At 73.0% G+C, this 19,930-nt stretch carries 16 protein-coding genes; 14 read left to right on the plus strand and 2 right to left on the minus strand.

The features are described from left to right. Window positions 1–243 precede the first annotated feature (243 nt). Together ACIGAQ_RS09570 and ACIGAQ_RS09575 are read left to right on the plus strand one after the other, a co-directional pair. The gene (locus ACIGAQ_RS09570) at window positions 244–1,677 is read left to right on the plus strand and encodes an NAD-dependent malic enzyme (RefSeq protein ID WP_311688209.1); all 1,434 of its coding nucleotides are present in this window, start codon (window positions 244–246) and stop codon (window positions 1,675–1,677) included. Between the two features lie 331 nt (window positions 1,678–2,008). Next, on the plus strand, window positions 2,009–2,290 hold the full coding sequence (locus ACIGAQ_RS09575) for an HU family DNA-binding protein (RefSeq protein ID WP_003990598.1): 282 nt from the start codon (window positions 2,009–2,011) through the stop codon (window positions 2,288–2,290). A 164-nt stretch (window positions 2,291–2,454) separates the two neighbouring features. Here ACIGAQ_RS09575 and murA read toward each other — a convergent pair whose 3' ends face one another. Further along, window positions 2,455–3,795 carry a UDP-N-acetylglucosamine 1-carboxyvinyltransferase gene (murA, locus tag ACIGAQ_RS09580; protein ID WP_311688210.1) on the minus strand — a complete coding sequence of 447 codons (1,341 nt, stop codon included), beginning with the start codon at window positions 3,793–3,795 and terminating at the stop codon, window positions 2,455–2,457. A 252-nt stretch (window positions 3,796–4,047) separates the two neighbouring features. Here murA and ACIGAQ_RS09585 point away from each other — a divergent pair, with 252 nt between their 5' ends. The 11 genes from ACIGAQ_RS09585 to ACIGAQ_RS09635 all read left to right on the plus strand — a co-directional run bounded on the left by ACIGAQ_RS09585 (window position 4,048) and on the right by ACIGAQ_RS09635 (window position 17,949). After that, window positions 4,048–4,620 (plus strand): YqgE/AlgH family protein, encoded by a 573-nt coding sequence (locus ACIGAQ_RS09585; protein ID WP_311688211.1) that lies wholly within the window; start codon window positions 4,048–4,050, stop codon window positions 4,618–4,620. Window positions 4,621–4,649: 29 nt separating this feature from the next. Further along, window positions 4,650–4,934 (plus strand): DUF3039 domain-containing protein, encoded by a 285-nt coding sequence (locus tag ACIGAQ_RS09590; RefSeq protein WP_311688212.1) that lies wholly within the window; start codon window positions 4,650–4,652, stop codon window positions 4,932–4,934. A 233-nt stretch (window positions 4,935–5,167) separates the two neighbouring features. Continuing rightward, entirely contained in the window at window positions 5,168–6,466 is a 1,299-nt protein-coding gene (locus ACIGAQ_RS09595; protein ID WP_399780869.1) for an extracellular solute-binding protein, read from the plus strand. A gap of 5 nt (window positions 6,467–6,471) precedes the next feature. Continuing rightward, window positions 6,472–7,554: a carbohydrate ABC transporter permease gene (locus ACIGAQ_RS09600; RefSeq protein WP_399780872.1), complete on the plus strand. Its 1,083-nt coding sequence runs from the start codon at window positions 6,472–6,474 to the stop codon at window positions 7,552–7,554. Continuing rightward, window positions 7,551–8,396: a carbohydrate ABC transporter permease gene (locus ACIGAQ_RS09605; protein WP_362275343.1), complete on the plus strand. Its 846-nt coding sequence runs from the start codon at window positions 7,551–7,553 to the stop codon at window positions 8,394–8,396. Before ACIGAQ_RS09600 ends, ACIGAQ_RS09605 begins: the two co-directional genes overlap by 4 nt. A gap of 13 nt (window positions 8,397–8,409) precedes the next feature. After that, window positions 8,410–10,029 (plus strand): beta-N-acetylhexosaminidase, encoded by a 1,620-nt coding sequence (locus ACIGAQ_RS09610; protein ID WP_399780876.1) that lies wholly within the window; start codon window positions 8,410–8,412, stop codon window positions 10,027–10,029. Window positions 10,030–10,299: 270 nt separating this feature from the next. Continuing rightward, window positions 10,300–11,193, plus strand: a complete 894-nt coding sequence (locus ACIGAQ_RS09615; protein ID WP_311688216.1) for an FAD binding domain-containing protein — start codon at window positions 10,300–10,302, stop codon at window positions 11,191–11,193. Continuing rightward, window positions 11,190–13,769, plus strand: coding sequence for a 2Fe-2S iron-sulfur cluster-binding protein (locus ACIGAQ_RS09620; protein WP_399780879.1), 2,580 nt, complete (start codon window positions 11,190–11,192; stop codon window positions 13,767–13,769). The genes ACIGAQ_RS09615 and ACIGAQ_RS09620 overlap by 4 nt, the downstream gene beginning before the upstream one ends. Beyond that, complete coding sequence (locus ACIGAQ_RS09625) at window positions 13,766–16,075, plus strand: xanthine dehydrogenase family protein molybdopterin-binding subunit (RefSeq protein WP_399780882.1); 2,310 nt, start codon at window positions 13,766–13,768, stop codon at window positions 16,073–16,075. The genes ACIGAQ_RS09620 and ACIGAQ_RS09625 overlap by 4 nt, the downstream gene beginning before the upstream one ends. Then, a complete protein-coding gene (locus ACIGAQ_RS09630) occupies window positions 16,075–16,614 on the plus strand; it encodes an AAA family ATPase (protein WP_399780884.1) in 540 nt (179 codons plus the stop codon). The genes ACIGAQ_RS09625 and ACIGAQ_RS09630 overlap by 1 nt, the downstream gene beginning before the upstream one ends. A 168-nt stretch (window positions 16,615–16,782) precedes the next feature. Beyond that, window positions 16,783–17,949, plus strand: coding sequence for an SUKH-4 family immunity protein (locus ACIGAQ_RS09635; RefSeq protein ID WP_399780887.1), 1,167 nt, complete (start codon window positions 16,783–16,785; stop codon window positions 17,947–17,949). Window positions 17,950–17,960: 11 nt separating this feature from the next. Here ACIGAQ_RS09635 and ACIGAQ_RS09640 read toward each other — a convergent pair whose 3' ends face one another. After that, entirely contained in the window at window positions 17,961–19,166 is a 1,206-nt protein-coding gene (locus ACIGAQ_RS09640) for an LAETG motif-containing sortase-dependent surface protein (protein WP_399780890.1), read from the minus strand. 258 nt (window positions 19,167–19,424) lie between these two features. On the opposite strand from ACIGAQ_RS09640, the gene ACIGAQ_RS09645 reads away from it, so the two are divergent. Further along, a complete protein-coding gene (locus ACIGAQ_RS09645) occupies window positions 19,425–19,907 on the plus strand; it encodes a DUF6083 domain-containing protein (RefSeq protein ID WP_362275323.1) in 483 nt (160 codons plus the stop codon). Window positions 19,908–19,930: the final 23 nt, after the last annotated feature.

Consider the following 19,930-nt stretch of genomic DNA (forward strand, 5'->3'; position numbering starts at 1 on the left):
CGATCCAAGCCCCCGGGCCCAACCTTCGTCGCTACGAGCGACCACTTGCCGCGAGGCGAGCATGGCGGGTCGGTGCCACTGACTTACCGGAAGAGACCCACGTCAGCGTGACGTGGGTCTCTTTTCGCTGACCGTGCCGCGAACAAAACGTTCGCAATCGAGGGCGGCTACCCGCTACCGAGCGGTAGGTGCGACGATCGGACGGCACAAAACAGCGTCAGGTGAAAGCAGAGGAAGTCGGCCATGGCAACGGCGCCCAGCGTCTCCTACTCGATGACGGTCCGGCTGGAGGTGCCCGCGAGCGGAACCGCCGTCTCGCAGCTCACCACCGCCGTGGAGTCCTCCGGAGGCTCGGTGACCGGCCTCGACGTCACCGCGTCCGGTCACGAGAAGCTCCGCATCGACGTCACGATCGCGGCGACCTCGACCGCCCACGCGGACGAGATCGTCGAGGAGCTCCGCGGCATCGAGGGCGTCACCCTGGGCAAGGTCTCGGACCGGACCTTCCTCATGCACCTCGGCGGCAAGATCGAGATGGCGTCGAAGCACCCCATCCGCAACCGTGACGACCTGTCCATGGTCTACACGCCCGGTGTCGCCCGCGTCTGCATGGCGATCGCCGAGAACCCCGAGGACGCCCGTCGCCTGACCATCAAGCGCAACTCCGTTGCGGTCGTGACCGACGGCTCGGCCGTGCTGGGCCTGGGCAACATCGGTCCCAAGGCCGCGCTGCCGGTGATGGAGGGCAAGGCGGCCCTGTTCAAGCGATTCGCCGGCATCGACGCCTGGCCGATCTGCCTCGACACCCAGGACACCGACGCGATCGTCGAGATCGTCAAGGCGATCGCCCCGGGCTTCGCGGGCATCAACCTGGAGGACATCTCCGCCCCGCGCTGCTTCGAGATCGAGGCCCGGCTGCGCGAGGCCCTGGACATCCCGGTCTTCCACGACGACCAGCACGGCACCGCGATCGTCGTCCTGGCCGCGCTCACCAACGCCCTGCGCGTCGCGGGCAAGGCGATCGAGAGCATCCGCGTCGTGATGTCCGGCGCCGGCGCCGCCGGTACGGCCATCCTCAAGCTGCTGCTCGCCGCCGGCGTGAAGAACGCCGTCGTCGCCGACATCCACGGCGTGGTGCACGCCGGCCGCGAGGACCTGGTGGACGCCGCCCCGGACTCGGCGCTGCGCTGGATCGCCGACAACACCAACCCCGAGGGCCTCACCGGCACCCTGAAGGAGGCCGTGCGCGGCGCGGACGTCTTCATCGGCGTCTCCGCCCCGAACGTCCTCGACGGCGACGACGTGGCCGCCATGGCCGAGGGGGCCATCGTGTTCGCGCTCGCGAACCCGGACCCCGAGGTCGACCCGGCAATCGCCCGTCAGACCGCGGCCGTTGTGGCCACGGGCCGCTCCGACTTCCCGAACCAGATCAACAACGTGCTGGTCTTCCCGGGCGTCTTCCGCGGCCTGCTGGACGCGCAGTCCCGCACCGTCAACACGGAGATGATGCTGGCCGCCGCGACCGCCCTGGCGAACGTGGTGACCGAGGACGAGCTGAACCCGAACTACATCATTCCGAGCGTCTTCAACGACAAGGTCGCGGGCGCGGTGGCCGGTGCGGTGCGGGAGGCGGCCAAGGCGGCCGGCGCGACGGCGAACAGCCCCTCCGCGGTCTGAGAACCAGGCGTACCGGGGCCTTCGGGACGGTCGTCCCCGGGACTGTGAGCAAGCCCACGGCCGCCGGGGGACCGGCGCGTCGCACGACCCCCGTCAGCAGCGGAGCTATCGTGGCGGCCAGGCTCAGGCCCTCTTTTCGTGTGACTCCCCAAGGGTGTTCTCACGACTCCTGCGGGTGCCGGATTGGCTTTCCCGCCGCAGGTAGGGGCAGGATGCGTCCCTGGGCGCGAGGGTCTGACGACGGACCCGGGTCCGGGGACTCATCGAGGACCCTGGCAGCATCGGCTTCGATCTGACGCCTCAACGGCAAGATGAACACGGGAGTAACAACATGAACCGCAGTGAGCTGGTGGCCGCGCTGGCCGACCGCGCCGAGGTGACCCGCAAGGACGCCGACGCCGTGCTGGCCGCGTTCGCCGACGTCGTCGGCGACATCGTCTCCAAGGGGGACGAGAAGGTCACCATCCCCGGCTTCCTGACCTTCGAGCGCACCCACCGTGCCGCTCGCACCGCCCGCAACCCGCAGACCGGCGAGCCGATCCAGATCCCGGCCGGCTACAGCGTGAAGGTCTCCGCGGGCTCGAAGCTCAAGGAAGCCGCCAAGGGCAAGTAAGCGTTCCATCGCGTGCGCCGTGGGCAACTGCGGGCCGCCTGTGGCTGGTCGCGCAGTTCCCCGCGCCCCTCAGGGGCGCGAGCTCGCCGAGAGCCGCATGACATGCCGAGGGGCGGCCACCTGATCCAGGTGGCCGCCCCTCGGCGTGCGTGGTCCGGCCGGGACTAGCCGAGCGCCTTGCCCGGCAGTTCGACCTTGGCGCCGAGCTCGACGAGCTTCTCCATGAAGTTCTCGTAGCCGCGGTTGATCAGGCCGATGCCGTGGACCCGGGACGTGCCCTGGGCCGCCAGGGCCGCGATCAGGTACGAGAAGCCGCCGCGCAGGTCGGGGATGACCAGGTCGGCGCCCTGGAGCCGGGTGGGGCCGGAGACGACCGCGGAGTGCAGGAAGTTGCGCTGGCCGAAGCGGCAGTCGGAGCCGCCCAGGCACTCGCGGTAGAGCTGGATGTGCGCGCCCATCTGGTTCAGCGCGGACGTGAAGCCCAGGCGGGACTCGTAGACCGTCTCGTGGATGATGGACAGGCCCGTGGCCTGCGTCAGGGCGACCACCAGCGGCTGCTGCCAGTCGGTCTGGAAGCCCGGGTGGACGTCCGTCTCCAGCGCGATGGACTTCAGCTGCCCGCCGGGGTGCCAGAAGCGGATGCCCTCGTCGTCGATCTCGAAGGCACCGCCCACCTTCCGGTAGGTGTTCAGGAACGTCATCATCGAGCGCTGCTGCGCGCCGCGGACGTAGATGTTGCCCTCGGTCGCCAGCGCCGCCGACGCCCAGGACGCGGCCTCCAGCCGGTCGGGCAGGGCGCGGTGGTTGTAGCCGCCGAGCTGGTCCACACCGGTGATGCGGATCGTCCGGTCGGTGTCCATCGCGATGATCGCGCCCATCTTCTGCAGCACGCAGATGAGGTCCTCGATCTCCGGCTCGACGGCCGCGTTGGACAACTCCGTGACGCCCTCGGCGAGGACGGCCGTCAGCAGCACCTGCTCGGTCGCGCCGACGGACGGGTAGGGCAGCCGGATCTTGGTGCCGCGCAGCCGGCGCGGAGCCTCCAGGTACTGGCCGTCCGCCCGCTTCTCGATCTTCGCGCCGAACTGCCGCAGCACCTCGAAGTGGAAGTCGATGGGCCGGCCGCCGATGTCGCAGCCGCCGAGGCCGGGGATGAAGGCGTGGCCGAGGCGGTGCAGCAGCGGGCCGCAGAACAGGATCGGGATACGGCTGGAACCGGCGTGGGCATCGATGTCAGCGACGTTCGCGCTCTCCACGCGGGTCGGGTCCATCACCAGTTCGCCGGGCTCGTCACCCGGACGGACCGTCACACCGTGCAGCTGCAGCAGACCCCGTACGACTCGCACGTCGCGGATGTCCGGAACATTGCGCAGCCGGCTCGGAGCGCTGCCGAGCAGCGCCGCCACCATGGCCTTCGGTACGAGGTTCTTCGCACCGCGGACACGGATCTCGCCCTCCAGCGGGGTTCCGCCGTGGACAAGCAGGACATCGTCGTTGACGGTCATGAATCTCGCGTTCCGTGGAGTCGGGCAGGGGCCAGGAGGGAAAGGGTAATCGCCCTCCACCCCCCTTCTGTAAGCCTGAGACGGACCCAGCCACGTCATAGCTCTGTCACAACACGAACCGTTCCGTGCCGGGCACATGGGGTCACGATCACCTTCGTGCGCTCGGGACGCACCGGTGCGCCCTGAGCTGCGCGCACTCCGGACGCCCGCATCGCTCCCCACGGAAAGGGAAGATGCGGGATCATGTCTGGCATGACCGAGGTGTCCTCGCTCACAGGGCGGTTGCTCGTGGCCACGCCCGCCCTGGCGGACCCGAACTTCGACCGCGCGGTGGTGCTGCTCCTCGACCACGACGAGGAGGGCTCCCTCGGTGTCGTCCTCAACCGCCCCACCCCGGTGGACGTGGGCGACATCCTGGAGGGCTGGGGAGATCTCGCCGTCGAACCGGGCGTGGTCTTCCAGGGCGGCCCGGTGTCGCTGGACTCCGCCCTCGGGGTCGCCGTCGTCCCCGGCGGCGCGGCCGGGGAGGCCGCCCCGCTCGGCTGGCGCCGGGTGCACGGCGCGATCGGGCTGGTCGACCTGGAGGCCCCGCCGGAGCTGCTGGCCTCCGCCCTCGGCTCCCTGCGGATCTTCGCCGGCTACGCCGGCTGGGGCCCGGGCCAGCTGGAGGACGAGCTGGTCGACGGCGCCTGGTACGTCGTGGAGTCCGAGCCCGGCGACGTGTCCTGTCCCTCCCCGGAGCGGCTCTGGCGCGAGGTGCTGCGCCGCCAGCGCAACGAGCTGGCGATGGTGGCGACGTACCCGGACGACCCTTCGCTCAACTGATGCGTGTGAGCTTCAGTACCCTTGGGCCTATGAGCACTCTCGAGCCCGAGCGCGGGACTGGTACGGGGACCCTCGTAGAGCCGACGCCGCAGACCTCTCACGGTGACGGTGACCACGAGCGCTTCGCCCATTACGTCCAGAAGGACAAGATCATGGCGAGCGCCCTCGACGGCACCCCCGTCGTGGCGCTGTGCGGCAAGGTCTGGGTTCCGGGCCGCGACCCGAAGAAGTACCCCGTGTGTCCCATGTGCAAGGAGATCTACGAGTCCATGGGCTCCGGCGGCGACGACAAGGGCGGCAAGGGCGACAAGTAAGCCCAATCCGTCAGGTCCGGTCCGCGTGGCGTAAGCCTCCAGGGTGCGTTTTGCGTGCCCTGGGGGCTTTTGTGCTGTCCGGGCGTTGCACGGGGTGCGTCCGCCGGTCACAGAGTGGTTGAGACCTCTTGTGGGCGTGTTCATGAAGTCCCTAGCCTCCGAAGTGTTGTGCACAGCGAAACCTTCATTGCGCATGTTGCAACACTCCCGCTGCTCCCTCGGAGGACCACTTCATGAAGCTGTCCCCCCGTCTCGTCGGCCTCGGCGCGCTCGCCGCCCTCCTGGCCACCGCCTGCGCCCCCCAGACCTCCGGCAACACCTCCTCCGACAAGGACGAGAAGACCGGCACGCTGCGCGTGTGGCTCTTCCAGGAGGTCGGCAACACCCCCAAGGAGAAGGTCGTCGACTCCGTCGTCGCCGACTTCGAGAAGGCCCACCGGGGCACCGAGGTCAGCGTCGAGTACATCCCCATCGACACCCGCGCCCAGCGAGTCAAGGCCGCCTTCAACGACCCCGCCTCCGCTCCGGACCTCATGGAGTACGGCAACACCGACACGGCCGGCTACGTGAAGGACGGCGGACTCCTCGACGTCACGAAGGAGTTCGGCGACTGGAGCGAGGCGAAGGACACCGACCCGACCGCCAGGCAGTCGGTCACCGTGGACGGCAAGGTCTACGGCGCGCCCCTCTACGTGGGCGTGCGCGCCCTGTACTACCGCACCGACGTGTTCGAGGAGCTCGGCCTGTCCGTCCCGAGGACGATGGCCGAACTCGCCTCCACCGCCCGCGAGATCCGCGCGGCGAAGCCCGAGCTGTACGGCCTGGTCGTCGGCGGCGCCTACACCTACGGCGCGATGCCGTTCGTGTGGGCCAACGGCGGTGAACTCGCGACCGGCAAGGGCGGCTCGTACGCCTCCGGCATCGACAGCCCGAAGGCCCGCAAGGGCATCGAGGCGTACACCTCCCTCTTCGGCGACGACAACTGCCCGGCCGCCAAGTGCGCGGGCATGGGCGGCAACGACACGATCTCCGCGTTCGCCGCGGGCAAGGCCGGCATGGCCATCGGCGGCGACTTCAGCCACACCGCCGTCGAGGCCGGGAAGGTCAAGGGCAAGTACGCCGTCGTCCCGCTGCCCGGAGTGAAGCCCGGCTCGATCGCGCCCGCCTTCGCCGGCGGCAACAACATCGGCGTGCTGAAGAGCACCTCGCACCGCACGCTCGCCGTGCAGCTGATGGAGCGGCTCGCCTCGAAGCGGACCCAGGCCGAACTCTTCGACGCGATGGGCTTCCTGCCCACCTTCACGGACGTCCGCCGGCAGGTCGCCCGGGAGGAGCCCTTCGTGAAGCCCTTCGTCGAGACCCTCTCGGCCGGCACCAAGTTCGTCCCCGCGTCCCCGGGCTGGGCCCAGATCGACTCCCAGCTCGTCCTGCCGACGATGTTCCAGGAGGTCATCAGCGGCAAGAAGGACGTGGCCCGGGCCTCCGAGGACGCCGCGAAGAAGATGAACACGGCGTTCGGCTCGGCCGGGTGAGCGGGATGAACGACCGTGCGCAGCCGGCGGACCCCGGCCGCCCCGCGGCGCCCCCGGTCGCCGTCGCCGCACCCCTCGCCCCGCCGGCCGGACCTGCCCCCTCCCCGCAGGCCGCCGCGGACGGGGCCGGCGAGCCCCGCGCGGCGGCGGTGCGGCCGCCGGGCGGGAAGGGCCGCACCAGACGCCGGGGAGCGGCCCGCACCTCCCCGCTCGTGTCCGGCGGCTGGACGCCCTGGCTGTACCTCGCGCCCGCGCTCGTCGTGCTCGGCGGGCTGCTCGTCTACCCGATCTACCAGCTCGGGCTGATCTCCTTCTTCCAGTACACGCAGGCGCAGGTGAGCGGCGGGGAACCGGCCACCTTCGAGGGGTTCGGCAACTACGCCGAGCTGTTCGGGGACCCGCAGTTCTGGCAGGTGCTGCTCGCCACCGTGCTGTTCGCGGCGGCCTGCGTCGTCTCCACGCTCGCGGTCGGATGCGCCCTGGCCGTGCTGCTCACCCGTGTGCGGGCCCTGCCGCGCCTCGCGCTGATGCTCGCCGCGCTCGGCGCGTGGGCCACCCCGGCCGTGACCGGCTCGACGGTGTGGCTGTTCCTCTTCGACCCGGACTTCGGCCCGGTCAACCGGATGCTGGGCCTCGGCGACCACTCCTGGACCTACGGCCGGATCAGCGCCTTCCTCCTCGTCCTGCTCGAAGTGGTCTGGTGCTCCTTCCCGTTCGTGATGGTGACCGTGTACGCCGGCATCCGCGCCGTACCCGCCGAAGTGCTGGAGGCCGCCTCCCTCGACGGCGCCTCGCAGTGGCGGATCTGGCGTTCCGTCCTCGCCCCGATGCTCCGGCCGATCCTGGTCGTCGTCACGATCCAGTCGGTCATCTGGGACTTCAAGGTGTTCACGCAGATCTACGTCATGACGAACGGCGGCGGCATCGCCGGCCAGAACCTGGTCCTCAACGTCTACGCCTACCAGCAGGCCTTCGCGTCCTCGCAGTACGGCCTCGGCTCCGCGATCGGCGTCGTGATGCTGTTGATCCTGCTCGCCGTCACCCTGGTGTACCTGCGGCTGCTGCGCCGGCAGGGGGAGGAACTGTGAATCTTCTTCGCGCCCGTGTGCGCCGCCCGGGCCGGCTGGCCGCCGAGGTCTCCGCCCTGCTCATCGCGCTGGTCGTCGCCTTCCCCCTCTACTGGATGGTGCTCAGCGCCTTCAAACCGGCCGGGGAGATCGAGTCGAGCGAGCCCAGGCCGTGGACGCTCGCGCCCTCCCTGGATTCCTTTCAGCGCGTCTTCGGGCAACAGGAATTCGGCCGCTACTTCCTCAACAGCCTCGTGGTCGCGTGCAGTGTCGTGATCGCCTCCGCGCTGATCGCGTTTCTCGCCGCCACCGCCGTGACACGATTCCGCTTCCGTCTGCGGACCACCTTGCTGATCATGTTTCTGGTGGCCCAGATGGTGCCGGTGGAAGCCCTCACCATCCCCCTCTTCTTCCTCATGCGGGACGCCGGTCAGCTGAACACGCTGGGCTCGCTGATCCTGCCCCACATCGCCTTCTCGCTGCCGTTCGCGATCTGGATGCTGCGGGGGTTCGTGAAAGCCGTTCCGGAGGCGCTGGAGGAGGCCGCGTACATCGACGGGGCGAGCCGGGCGCGATTCCTGTGGCAGATCCTTTTCCCCCTCGTCCTGCCGGGCCTCGTGGCCACCAGTGTGTTCTCGTTCATCTCCGCCTGGAACGACTTCCTGTTCGCCAAGTCGTTCATCATCAGCGACACCTCGCAGTCGACGCTGCCGATGGCCCTGCTGGTCTTCTACAAGCCCGACGACCCGGACTGGGGCGGCGTCATGGCCGCGTCCACGGTGATGACGATTCCGGTGCTGGTCTTCTTCGTACTCGTACAGCGGCGCCTGGTCTCCGGACTGGGCGGAGCGGTGAAGGACTGATGTGACTTCTCCTGTGACGGACCTGATTCCGGCGCCCCGGCGCATCGAGACCGGGAACGGACCCGGCTTCGTGCTCGGCGCCGGCACCGCCCTGGAGGCGGGCCCCGGCGCCGAACCGGCCGCGCGGTGGCTGCGGGCGACCGTGGGCGCGGCGACCGGCCTGCCGCTGGACCCGCGCACCGGCGGCACGGGCGCGCTCCACCTGCGGGTGCGGCCCGGTCTCGGCGGGCCCGAGGCGTACCGCCTCACGGTGGGCGCCGGGCGGGCCCTCGTCGAAGGGGCCGACGTGACCGGCCTGTTCTGGGGCGCCCAGACCTTCCGTCAGCTCCTGGGCCCCGAAGCCTTCCGCCGCGCCCCGGTGTCGGGGAAGCGGACGTGGGAGCTGCCCGCCGTCACCGTCGAGGACGCCCCGCGCTTCCGCTGGCGCGGCCTGATGCTCGACGTCGCCCGGCACTTCATGCCCAAGGAAGGCGTCCTGCGGTACCTCGATCTGATGGCGGCGCACAAACTCAACGTCTTCCACTTCCACCTGACGGACGACCAGGGCTGGCGCATCGAGATCGAGCGGCATCCCCGGCTGACCGAGATCGGCTCCTGGCGCGCCCGTACCAAAACCGGCCACCGCGCCTCGCCCTTGTGGGAGGAGAAGCCGCACGGGGGCTACTACACCCAGGACGACATCCGGGAGATCGTCGCCTACGCCGCCGAGCGGCATATCACCGTCGTCCCGGAAATCGACGTGCCCGGACACTCGCAGGCCGCCATCGCCGCGTACCCGGAACTCGGCAACACCGACGTCGTCGACACCTCCGCGCTCTCCGTCTGGGACACCTGGGGAATCAACCCGAACGTCCTCGCCCCCACCGACACCACCCTGCGCTTCTACGAGGGCGTCTTCGAGGAGGTGCTGGCGCTGTTCCCCTCGGAGTTCGTGCACATCGGCGGCGACGAATGCCCCAAGGAGCAGTGGCGGCTCTCTCCCACCGCGCAGGCGCGCATCCGGGAACTCGGGCTCGCGGGCGAGGACGAGCTCCAGTCCTGGTTCATCGGGCACTTCGACGGCTGGCTCGCCGCGCGCGGGCGGCGGCTGATCGGCTGGGACGAGATCCTGGAGGGCGGCCTGGCCCAGGGCGCGGCCGTGTCCTCCTGGCGCGGCTACGCCGGGGGCATCGCCGCCGCCCGGGCCGGCCACGACGTCGTCATGTGCCCCGAGCAGCAGGTGTATCTGGACCACCGTCAGGCTCCGGGCCCCGACGAGCCGGTACCGATCGGGTGGGTGCGCACCCTGGAGGACGTCTACCGGTTCGAGCCCGTTCCCCCGGAGTTGACGCCCGAGGAGGCCCGGCACGTGCTGGGCACCCAGGCCAACCTGTGGACGGAGGTGATGGAGGACCACGCGCGCGTGGACTACCAGGCGTTCCCCCGGCTCGCCGCCTTCGCCGAGGTCGCCTGGAGCGCGCTGCCCGCCCCGGCGGACCGGGACTTCGCCGGCTTCGAGCGCCGGATGGCCGCCCACTACCGGCGGCTCGACGCCCTGGGTGTCGCCTACCGGTCCCCCGCCGGCCCGCTGCCCTGGCAGCGGCGGCCCGGGGTGCTGGGCCGCCCGATCGACGGTCCGCCGCCCCGGCTGTAGCCCCCGGCCACCACCGCCGAACAGCCCCGAACAGCTCGAACAGGCCGCGGAAAAAGCGCACAAGGGTCACCGAAAGTGCCAATCGGCATGCACTGGTGAACCTGTGCGAAAACGGACCATCTCCCCGGTGAGGTGGGCGAATGCCTCCTAGCGGACCCGTGTCTTCGGCTCTCGCCAAGATGTGCCAGAGTTGCCACGTCCGCCCTGTCAGCACGTACCGTACGGCAGCACAGGTGGGACCAGGTGGGGCAGCGGGAAGGGGCAGCCGGTTTGACCACGCACGCACCGCAGGCGGCGCAGGCCGTCACGCTGCCCACGACGCTGGACGAGGCCGTCGCGGCACTCACCGCCGTGCCCGCCGCCGTGCCCGTCGCGGGTGGCACCGACCTGATGGCCGCCGTCAACTCCGGGCAGCTCAGGCCCGCCGCGCTGGTGGGCCTCGGCCGGATCAGCGAGATCCGCGGCTGGCAGTACCAGGACGGTCACGCGCTGCTCGGCGCCGGCCTCACGCACGCGCGCATGGGCCGCCCCGACTTCGCGGCCCTGATCCCGGCGCTCGCCGCCGCCGCGCGCGCCGCGGGCCCGCCGCACATCCGCAACGCGGGCACCCTGGGCGGCAACATCGCCTCGGCGGCCCCCACCGGGGACGCGCTGCCGGTGCTGGCCGCCCTGGAGGCCACCCTGATCATCGCGGGCCCGGGCGGCGCCCGCCGGGAGATCCCGGTGTCGCACCTGCTCGCCGGGATGGACCTGCTGCGCGCCGGTGAACTCATCGGCTACGTGCGCGTGCCGCTGCTGCACGCCCCGCAGGTCTTCCTCAAGGCGACCGGCCGCACCGGCCCGGGTCGCGCGGTCGCCTCCGTGGCGCTGGTGCTGGACCCCGCGCGCCGGGGCGTGCGCTGCGCGGTGGGCGCCATAGCGCCGATGCCGCTGCGGCCCCTGGAGGCCGAGCAGTGGGTCGGCGGACTCATCGACTGGGACAACAGCCGTACGCTCGTCCCGGAGGCCCTGAACGCCTTCGGGGAGTACGTCGCCGCGGCCTGCATCCCCGACGCGGCCCCGGGCGAGGACGGCTCCGTACCGCAGCTCCCGCCGGCCGTACTGCACCTGCGGCGCACCGTCGCCGCGCTGGCCCGACGAGCACTGGGGAGGGCGCTGTCGTGACCGACGACCAGCACGGAGAGGGCACGCCCCGCAGCGGGAGCCGCTGGGACCCGCTGCCCCAGGGCGAGTACGACGACGGCGCCACCGCCTTCGTCGAACTGCCCGAGGGAGGCGTCGACGCCCTGCTGGCCGCCGACAGCCCGCTCGCCGCGCCGGGCCACGGCTACGTACCGCCGCAGATAACGGTCGCCCCCGCGACGACCGCCGGCACCGACCCGGCCGCCACGGGCGCGTGGCCGGTGCCCGGCGCGCCCGTGGACGGCGCCCAGTGGCACGACCCGCACGCGGCGCGGCAGCAGGGCCAGGACGCCGGGGAGCAGCCCTACGGCACCTCCGACGCGTCCTACGGCACGCCGTACGGCGCCGGGGCGGCGCAGCACGGCGGGGACGACCGCTTCACGTACGACCCGGGCGTCACCGGGCAGTGGACCTTCGAGGAGCCCGCGGCGGCCGAGTCCGCGCCCGGCCACGACGTGACCGGGCAGTGGTCCATCCCCGTCGCCGGGGGAGACCTGCCGGACGAGTCGGGCGAGTTCACCACGTCGTCGCTGGTCGAGCAGTGGGGCGGCACCCCGCCGGCCACGCTCCCGGGCGGCGCGCCCGCCCCGTGGGCGTCCCAGGCGGCCGGACGGCCGTGGGGGCAGCAGGAGGACGAGCCGGGGCAGGGGTACGAGCAGGGAGCCGGGCACGACCCGGGCCACGCGGGCGAGGCGCCCCACGGGCATGACCAGGGCCAGGGCGCCGCGCCGGGGCATGGGCAGGGCGCCGAGCCGGGGTATGGGCACGATGCCGGCCAGGGGCACGGGCAAGGGGCCGGGCAGGGCCACGCGTTCCTGCCCGGGCAGGACCACGGGCACGGCCGGCCGGAGGGCACCGAACCCGCCGCCGGATACGCCGGCGACCCCGGCATGCGGGGCCCCCACGCCCCGGAGCAGGCGTCCGCCGGGCCCCTGCCGCACGAGGCGGACCCGGGGCACGCGCACCGCCCGTCGCACGGCGCCGGCCCGGGTGAACACGCGGCACCCGGTCACGCCGCCGCACCCGCCACGCCCGGCCACGCGCCGGAACAGTCCGGCTTCGCGGCTCCCGGGGCGGACTCCCCGGGCTTCACGGACGCCGCCCCGGAACGCCCGGGTACCGCCGACGGTTCGGGCCGGGCGGATGCCGCCGGGCACGGGCCGGATGAGGTCGGCTTCGCGGGCCGCGGGCCGGAGTCCCAGGACTTCCCCGGGCACGCGCAGGGAGCCTCGGGCTACGCCGACCCCACGCCCGGCCCCAGGGGCTACGCCGACCGCGAGGCGACGTCGCCGGGCTTCCCGGGGCACGGCACGGACCGGACCGGCGAAACCGGGCAGGCCCCGGAGCCGGTCGGCGAACCCGGTCATGGGCCCGGACACCCGGGACAGCCCGGACAGCCGGGACACCCGGGCCCGCCCGGTCACATGCCGGAGCAGGCGGGCGTACCCGGCCAGGGTCCCGAAGCACCCGTGTCCGACCCCGAGGCCCACACGCCGGACGAGCGAGCCGCTGCCCCCGGACCCGAGCAGCCCGCCGCCGCCCCGTCCCACGCCCATCCCTCCGGGGAGGGCACCGGGAGCCCCGTGCCCGCGCCCGAAGCGGAAGCCGGCGGGGCCGCGCGCGACGCTCAGGAGGCCTCACAGCCCACCACCGGGCCCGGTGAGCCCACTGGCGACGCGGAGGGCTCAGACGGCGAGCCGAGGGCCGCAGAAGGCGCGGACGGCGCCGACGGGCCCGCCGATGCCGCCGGACCGCTCCCGGCCCGCGCCGAAGCGGAGGGCGGGCCGGGGACGGCCGACGCCGGGGCCGTTGACGGCGAGACGCCCGCCGCCCCGGCGCAGGGCGGCGCGACACCCGGCGAGGACCCCTCCGCCCCGGCCGCCGACTCCGCCGCGCCGCAGGAGGAACACCCCCTCGCCTCCTACGTCCTGCGCGTGAACGGCGCCGAGCGGCCCGTCACCGACGCGTGGATCGGCGAATCCCTGCTCTACGTGCTGCGGGAGCGGCTCGGGCTCGCGGGCGCCAAGGACGGCTGCTCGCAGGGCGAGTGCGGGGCGTGCAACGTCCAGGTCGACGGGCGCCTCGTCGCCTCCTGCCTCGTCCCGGCCGTGACCGCCGCCGGCAGCGAGGTCCGCACCGTGGAGGGGCTGGCCGAGGACGGGCAGCCGTCGGACGTGCAGCGGGCGCTCGCGCGCTGCGGTGCCGTGCAGTGCGGCTTCTGCATCCCCGGCATGGCGATGACCGTCCACGACCTGCTGGAGGGCAACCCCGCCCCCACCGAGCTGGAGACCCGCCAGGCGCTGTGCGGCAACCTGTGCCGCTGCTCCGGCTACCGGGGCGTGGTGGACGCCGTCAAGGAGGTCGTCGCCGAGCGCGAGGCGCACGCCGCCCCGGGCGACGGCGACGGCGACGAGCCCCGGATCCCGCACCAGGCGGGCCCCGGCGCAGGTGGCGTGAACGCGTCGGCCTTCGGGGTGGCCCCGGAACCGCACGCACCCGAACCGCACTCTCCGCAACCGCACGACCAGCCCTACGGCCAGGACGGAGGCCAGGCGTGAGCAACGAAGCAGCCACCGCGCAGGCCGCGGAGGCCGCCCCCGCACCCGACCCCCTGCCGCACGGCCTCGGCGCCTCCCTCCCGGCCGCCGACGCCCGCGCCAAGACGGAGGGCACCTTCCCGTACGCCGCCGACCTGTGGGCCGAGGGCCTGCTGTGGGCGGCCGTGCTGCGCTCCCCGCACCCGCACGCGCGCATCGTGTCCATCGACACCACCCACGCGCGCGAGATGCCCGGGGTGCGCGCCGTCGTCACCCACGAGGACGTGCCCGGCAGCCCGTTGCACGGCCGCGGCAAGGCCGACCGCCCCGTCTTCGCCTCCGAGGTCGTGCGCCACCACGGCGAGCCCATCGCCGCCGTCGCCGCCGACCACCCGGACACCGCGCGCATGGCCGCGGCCGCCGTCATCGTCGAGTACGAGGTGCTCGACCCGGTGACCGACCCGGAGCAGGCCTTCGAGGCCGAACCGCTGCACCCCGACGGCAACCTGATCCGGCACATCCCGCTGCACCACGGCGACCCCGAGGCGGCCGGCGAGATCGTCGTCGAGGGCCTGTACCGCATCGGCCGCCAGGACCCCGCGCCCATCGGCGCCGAGGCCGGCCTCGCCGTCCCGCGCCCGGACGGCGGCGTGGAGCTCTACCTCGCCTCCACCGACCCGCACGCCGACCGCGACACGGCCGCCGCCGCCTTCGGTCTGGAACCCGAGCGCGTCAAGGTCGTCGTCACCGGCGTGCCCGGCGCCACCGCCGACCGCGAGGACCAGGGCTTCCAACTGCCCCTCGGCCTGCTGGCGCTGCGCACCGGCTGCCCGGTGAAGCTCACCGCCACCCGCGAGGAGTCCTTCCTCGGCCACACCCACCGGCACCCCACCCTCCTGCGCTACCGGCACCACGCCGACGGCGAGGGCAGACTCGTCAAGGTCGAGGCGCAGATCCTGCTCGACGCGGGCGCCTACGCCGACACCTCCGGTGACGCGCTGGCCGCCGCCGTCGCCTTCGCCTGCGGCCCGTACGTCGTCCCGAACGCCTTCATCGAGGGCTGGGCCGTACGCACCAACAACCCCCCGTCGGGCCACGTGCGCGGCGAGGGCGCCATGCAGGTCTGCGCCGCGTACGAGGCGCAGATGGACAAGATCGCCAAGAAGCTCGGCCTCGACCCGGCGGAAGTGCGCCTGCGCAACGCCATGGCGACCGGTGACGTCCTGCCGACCGGCCAGACCGTGACCTGCCCGGCCCCGGTCGCCGAACTGCTCCAGGCCGTACGGGACTTCCCGCTCCCGCCGCTGCCCAAGGACACCCCCGAGGACGAGTGGCTGCTGCCCGGCGGCCCCGAGGGCGCGGGCGAGCCGGGCGCGGTGCGCCGGGGCGTGGGCTACGGCGTGGGCATGGTGCACATGCTCGGCGCTGAGGGCGCCGACGAGGTCTCCACGGCGACCGTGAAGGTCCACGACGGCGTCGCGACGGTGCTGTGCGCGGCCGTCGAGACCGGCCAGGGCTTCACCACCCTGGCCCGGCAGATCGTCCAGGAGACCCTCGGCATCGACGAGGTGCACGTGGCGCCCGTCGACACCGACCAGCCCCCCGCGGGCGCGGGCTGCCGCGGCCGCCACACCTGGGTGTCGGGCGGCGCCGTGGAGCGCGCGGCCAAGATGGTCCGCACGCAGCTCCTGCAGCCGCTCGCGCACAAGTTCGGCATGTCGACCGAGCTGCTCCAGATCACCGACGGCAAGATCACCTCGTACGACGGGGTCCTCTCGACGACCGTCACCGAGGCGCTGGACGGCAAGGAACTGTGGGCCACCGCCCAGTGCCGCCCGCACCCCACCGAGCCGCTGAACGAGGCCGGCCAGGGCGACGCCTTCGTCGGCATGGCCTTCTGCGCGATCCGCGCGGTGGTGGACGTCGACATCGAGATCGGCTCCGTACGGGTCGTGGAACTGGCCGTCGCCCAGGACGTGGGCCGGGTGCTCAACCCCGCCCAGCTGGCCGCGCGGATCGAGGCGGGCGTCACCCAGGGCGTGGGCATCGCGCTCACGGAGAACCTGCGCACGCCCCGCGGTCTGATCCGCCACCCGGACCTGACCGGGTACGCCCTGCCGACCGCCCTCGACGCGCCCGACATCCGCATCGTGCGGCTGGTCGAGGAACGGGACGTGGTCGCGCCCTTCGGGGCCAAGGCGGTCAGCGCGGTGCCGGTGGTGGCCTCGCCCGCCGCGGTCGCCTCCGCCGTACGGGCCGCGACGGGCCGCCCCGTGAACCGGCTGCCGATCCGCCCCCAGGCAGCGGTGGTCACGGAGCGGGCCTGATGACCTTCGCGGGCGGAGTCGTGCTGGTCACCGGCGTGATGGCGGCCGGCAAGTCCACGGTCGCGCAGGCGCTGGCCGAGACCCTGCCGAAGGCCGTGCACGTCCGCGGCGACGTGTTCCGGCGCATGATCGTGTCGGGCCGGGAGGAGTACGTCCCCGGAGCGGACGGCGCGGCGCGCGAGCAACTGCTCCTGCGCCACCGGCTGTCGGCCGCCACGGCGGACGCCTACGCCGAGGCCGGTTTCACGGCGGTCGTCCAGGACGTGGTGCTCGGCGAGGACGTGACGGCCTACACCGGCCTGGTGCGCACCCGCCCGCTGTACGTGGTCGTCCTCGCGCCGCGTCCCGAGGCGGTGGCCGCGCGGGAGGCGGAACGGACCAAGACGGGCTACGGCGCCGGCTGGACGGTCGGAGCGCTGGACGAGGTGCTGCGCACGCGGACCCCGCGGATCGGACTGTGGCTGGACACCTCGGAGCTGACGGTGGGGCAGACGGTCGAGGCGATTCTCGCGGGAAGGGAACGCGCGAGGGTCCTCTGAGCGTCATCAGGGACGGACGCGTTGTGCCCGCCGGGCACGCGTCGCTGTTCCGGGGCGATGTCAGTGGTGGGGCGTAGTGTTCCGGTCAGTGGGGGACGGCTGCCGGGCCTGGCCGGGCGATCCGCCGTGCTCCGCCGGGGACGGGAGCAAGCGCATGCGGGGGAGCCCATGAGTACGACCGATGCCGGTGCCGCGGTGATCACCCTGACCGAGTCCGCACTGGACCCGTGGGTCACGCACGCGTCGACGCGGCACTGGCTGACCGGACCGGGTCTGCCGGCCGACAGCGGTGTGCTGAGCTTCGACGACCTGCGCCGGGACGGCCTGCGCACGGTGGCGGACTCCACGGGCGACCCCGGCGACCGCCTCGCGGCGGAGCTGCGCGAACAGCTGGTGATCGGCGGTCTGCTGGGGCCCGCGGGCCTGGAGACCGAATCGGTCCTGCTGGACGGTGCGACGGGCGAGATCTCGACGACGTACGTCCTGCACGACCGGCCCGACCTCATGGACCGGCGCCCCCTGGCCCCCTCCCTGCGGACGCTGGTCCGCTTCGCGGAGGCGACGGACGAACTGGCGGGCCTGCGCGGCCAGTTCGCCTCCTACGCCGGCCGTTACGGCCCGAAGGCGGTGGCGGAGGCCTCCCAGCACCTGCTGTCCGTCTTCCGGGACGGAGCGGACGGCGAACCGGCCCCGTTCTGGAAGATGGCCGCCCTGATCCGGCCCCTGTCCCTGGTCGCGGGCCGCTCCGGCGCCTCGGGTCTCTCCCTCGACCTGCCGCACCGCCTCCTGGACCAGGAGTTCGGCCCGGGCAGGGTGGCGCGCTTCGAGGACGTGGACTTCCCGGCGACGCTCACGCACGAACCGACGCGCCGCTTCCTGCGCGAGGTGGGCCTCCCGGAGGACGCCCATGTGTTCTCCCTGGACACGGACGTCCCGCTGGCGACCCTGGCCGAGTTCCACGCCGACGCGGACACCCCGGCGCGGCTCCCCGCCGGCGCCGACCGGCTGATACGCCTCGGCCATCTGATCGAGGACCACAGCCTGGTCGTCGACGGCGTCACGGGAGCGGTCCTCAACTGGAGCGAACCCGAGGCGACGCTCCACCCCCTCAACACGGACGTCTCGACCCTCGCCTTCACGCTGTGGCTCCTGCACCGCGAGCGGGCGATCGACGCCCAGGCGGACCACGAGCTGACGACCGACGCCCACGACCAGCTGGCCATGACGATGCTTCAGGTCCTGTCGACGGTCGACCCCACGGGCGTCACGACCCCGGCCTCGTCCCGGCACTACTGGACGACCACGTTCCAGGACGAGGCGGGCGGGGTGCTCTGACGGGCCCGCCGTCAGGCGGACCCGGCGGCGCTGCGGCGGCGCACGGCGAACACCAGGGCGCCACCGACCGCCGCGGCCGCCGCCGCGGCACCGGCGATCAGGGGAGTGCCGTCGGAGCCGGTGGCGGCGAGGTTGCCGCCCGTGGCACCGCCGGACGAGGTGCCGCCCGACCCACCGGTGGTGCCGGCCGGTGCCGTGGCCGAGGGGGACTCCGTGGCGCCGGTGCCGCCGGCGGCCTGGCCCTCCGGCGCGTTGCCGTCACCGCCACCGTCGGTGCCGTCCGACGGGCTCGGCCCGGGCTCGTAGTCGCTCGGCAGGTCGATCCGGATCAGGGCGGTGTTGTTGGCGCGGTTCTTGTCGTACGCGGGGGCGATGCCGTAGACGGACGACGCCGTGACCTTGCCCTCGGGGTCCTGCGCGGTCTCCTTGACCTGCAGCAGGAAGGTGTAGGCGAGGGACTGGCCGACGTCGAGGGTGCCGTTCGCGGGCCAGCAGACGTACTTGGGCTTGCCCGGGGTGCCCTGCGGTGCGCTCGGGCCGTCGATCCCGAACGGCGCGCAGTCCTTGGGCACCTCGACGGCGGTGGTGCCCGGCGGTATCTGCACCAGCAGGCCCGGGAGGTCGTCGCTGTCCTGGTTCTGCACCCAGCCGGGGCCGTCGTTGCGCAGGGTCACCGTGACGGACTGCTGCTCGCCGGCGAGGGCTTCGGTGTCCTCACCGACCGCGACGAGGTCGGCGGTGTTGTCCGCGGTCAGGGTCATCCGCCGGTGACTGTCGTCGTAGCCTTCACCGGGCGCGTCGCCGCTCGCGCTCGTGCCGTACTCGACGGCCTCCATCAGGGCCTTGCCGAGCGCCTTGAACCGGACGGGCGTGGTGACGGAGGCGCCCGGTTCGACGACCGTGTCGAGCTCGCACAGCGCCTGCCTGACCTGGTCCTGGACGGTCGAGTAGGTGCAGCCCTTCACCTGCTCGGGAAAGTCCAGCCCGCGCGTCAGACGCACCCGGAAGGTGACGCCGTCCACGGCCGCCGTGCCCTTGTTGGTGAGCGTGACGGTCTCGTCGTACACCTCGCCCGGCTTGAGGGACGCGGCCGGGAGCGTCGAGACGACCAGGTCCGGCCCGCCCTCCTCGGCATGCGCCAGGGGCGCGGCGACAGCGGGTCCGGCGACGGCGATCACGGCAGCGGCCAGGACGGCTGCCGGGGGGCGCAGGTGCACGGTGGTTCTCCTTGTCGGATGCCGGTCGCGCCGCAGGGCACGACGACCGGAGCGTCGGCTACCGGTCATGTCCTGGACACCTGAAAGGGGCTCTGGGTTGTGCGCTCGGCCACCGGTTCGTTCGGGTTCCGCGCGGTGGCGGGCCGGTCGCGCGCCTCCCGCGCCGCGCAACGGCCCCCGGCGACCCGGCGACTTGCCCTTGGTGCGCCCTTCACGCGCCCTTCCCCCCTGTCGGTGCCCGGTCACACGCTCGTCTGCATGGGGGACACCATGGGGAACACGGACGAGTCCGGCGTCATCCCGCTGCACGGCCCCGACGGGCGCGGACCCGACGGGCACCGGCAGCGGCCACCGCACGCTCCACAGCCGTGGGAGAAGACCGACCGTGCCCAGGCGGCACTGGAGGGCGCCACCGGCCCGGAGCCACCCGCGCCACCGCTCTGCCCCACCTGCGGGCTCGTGGGCGACCGGTGCATCACGTACTACGGCTGGCACGTCCTGCTCGAACCGGACCTGCGGATGCCGGCTCACCGGGTGCCGCCGTGGCACCGCTGGTACGTCGACTCCGACGGCACGGCCTGGAACAGCCGCGACGACGAGCCCGCACCGGGAGCGATGTGCCGCGTACCCCACCGCATCACCTGCCCGGGCCTACGCCTGCAGGAGCCCGGCCTGCACCACCGCCCACCGACCGGGGACACACCCCCGGGCCCCTCGGACCCCCTCCCGCGAGCGGGCTGAGCCTCTTGAGGGGGCTCCGGTGA

The organism is Streptomyces sp. NPDC085932, assembly GCF_044540525.1.
In the GTDB taxonomy this organism is placed as follows: Bacteria; Actinomycetota; Actinomycetes; order Streptomycetales; family Streptomycetaceae; genus Streptomyces; species Streptomyces levis.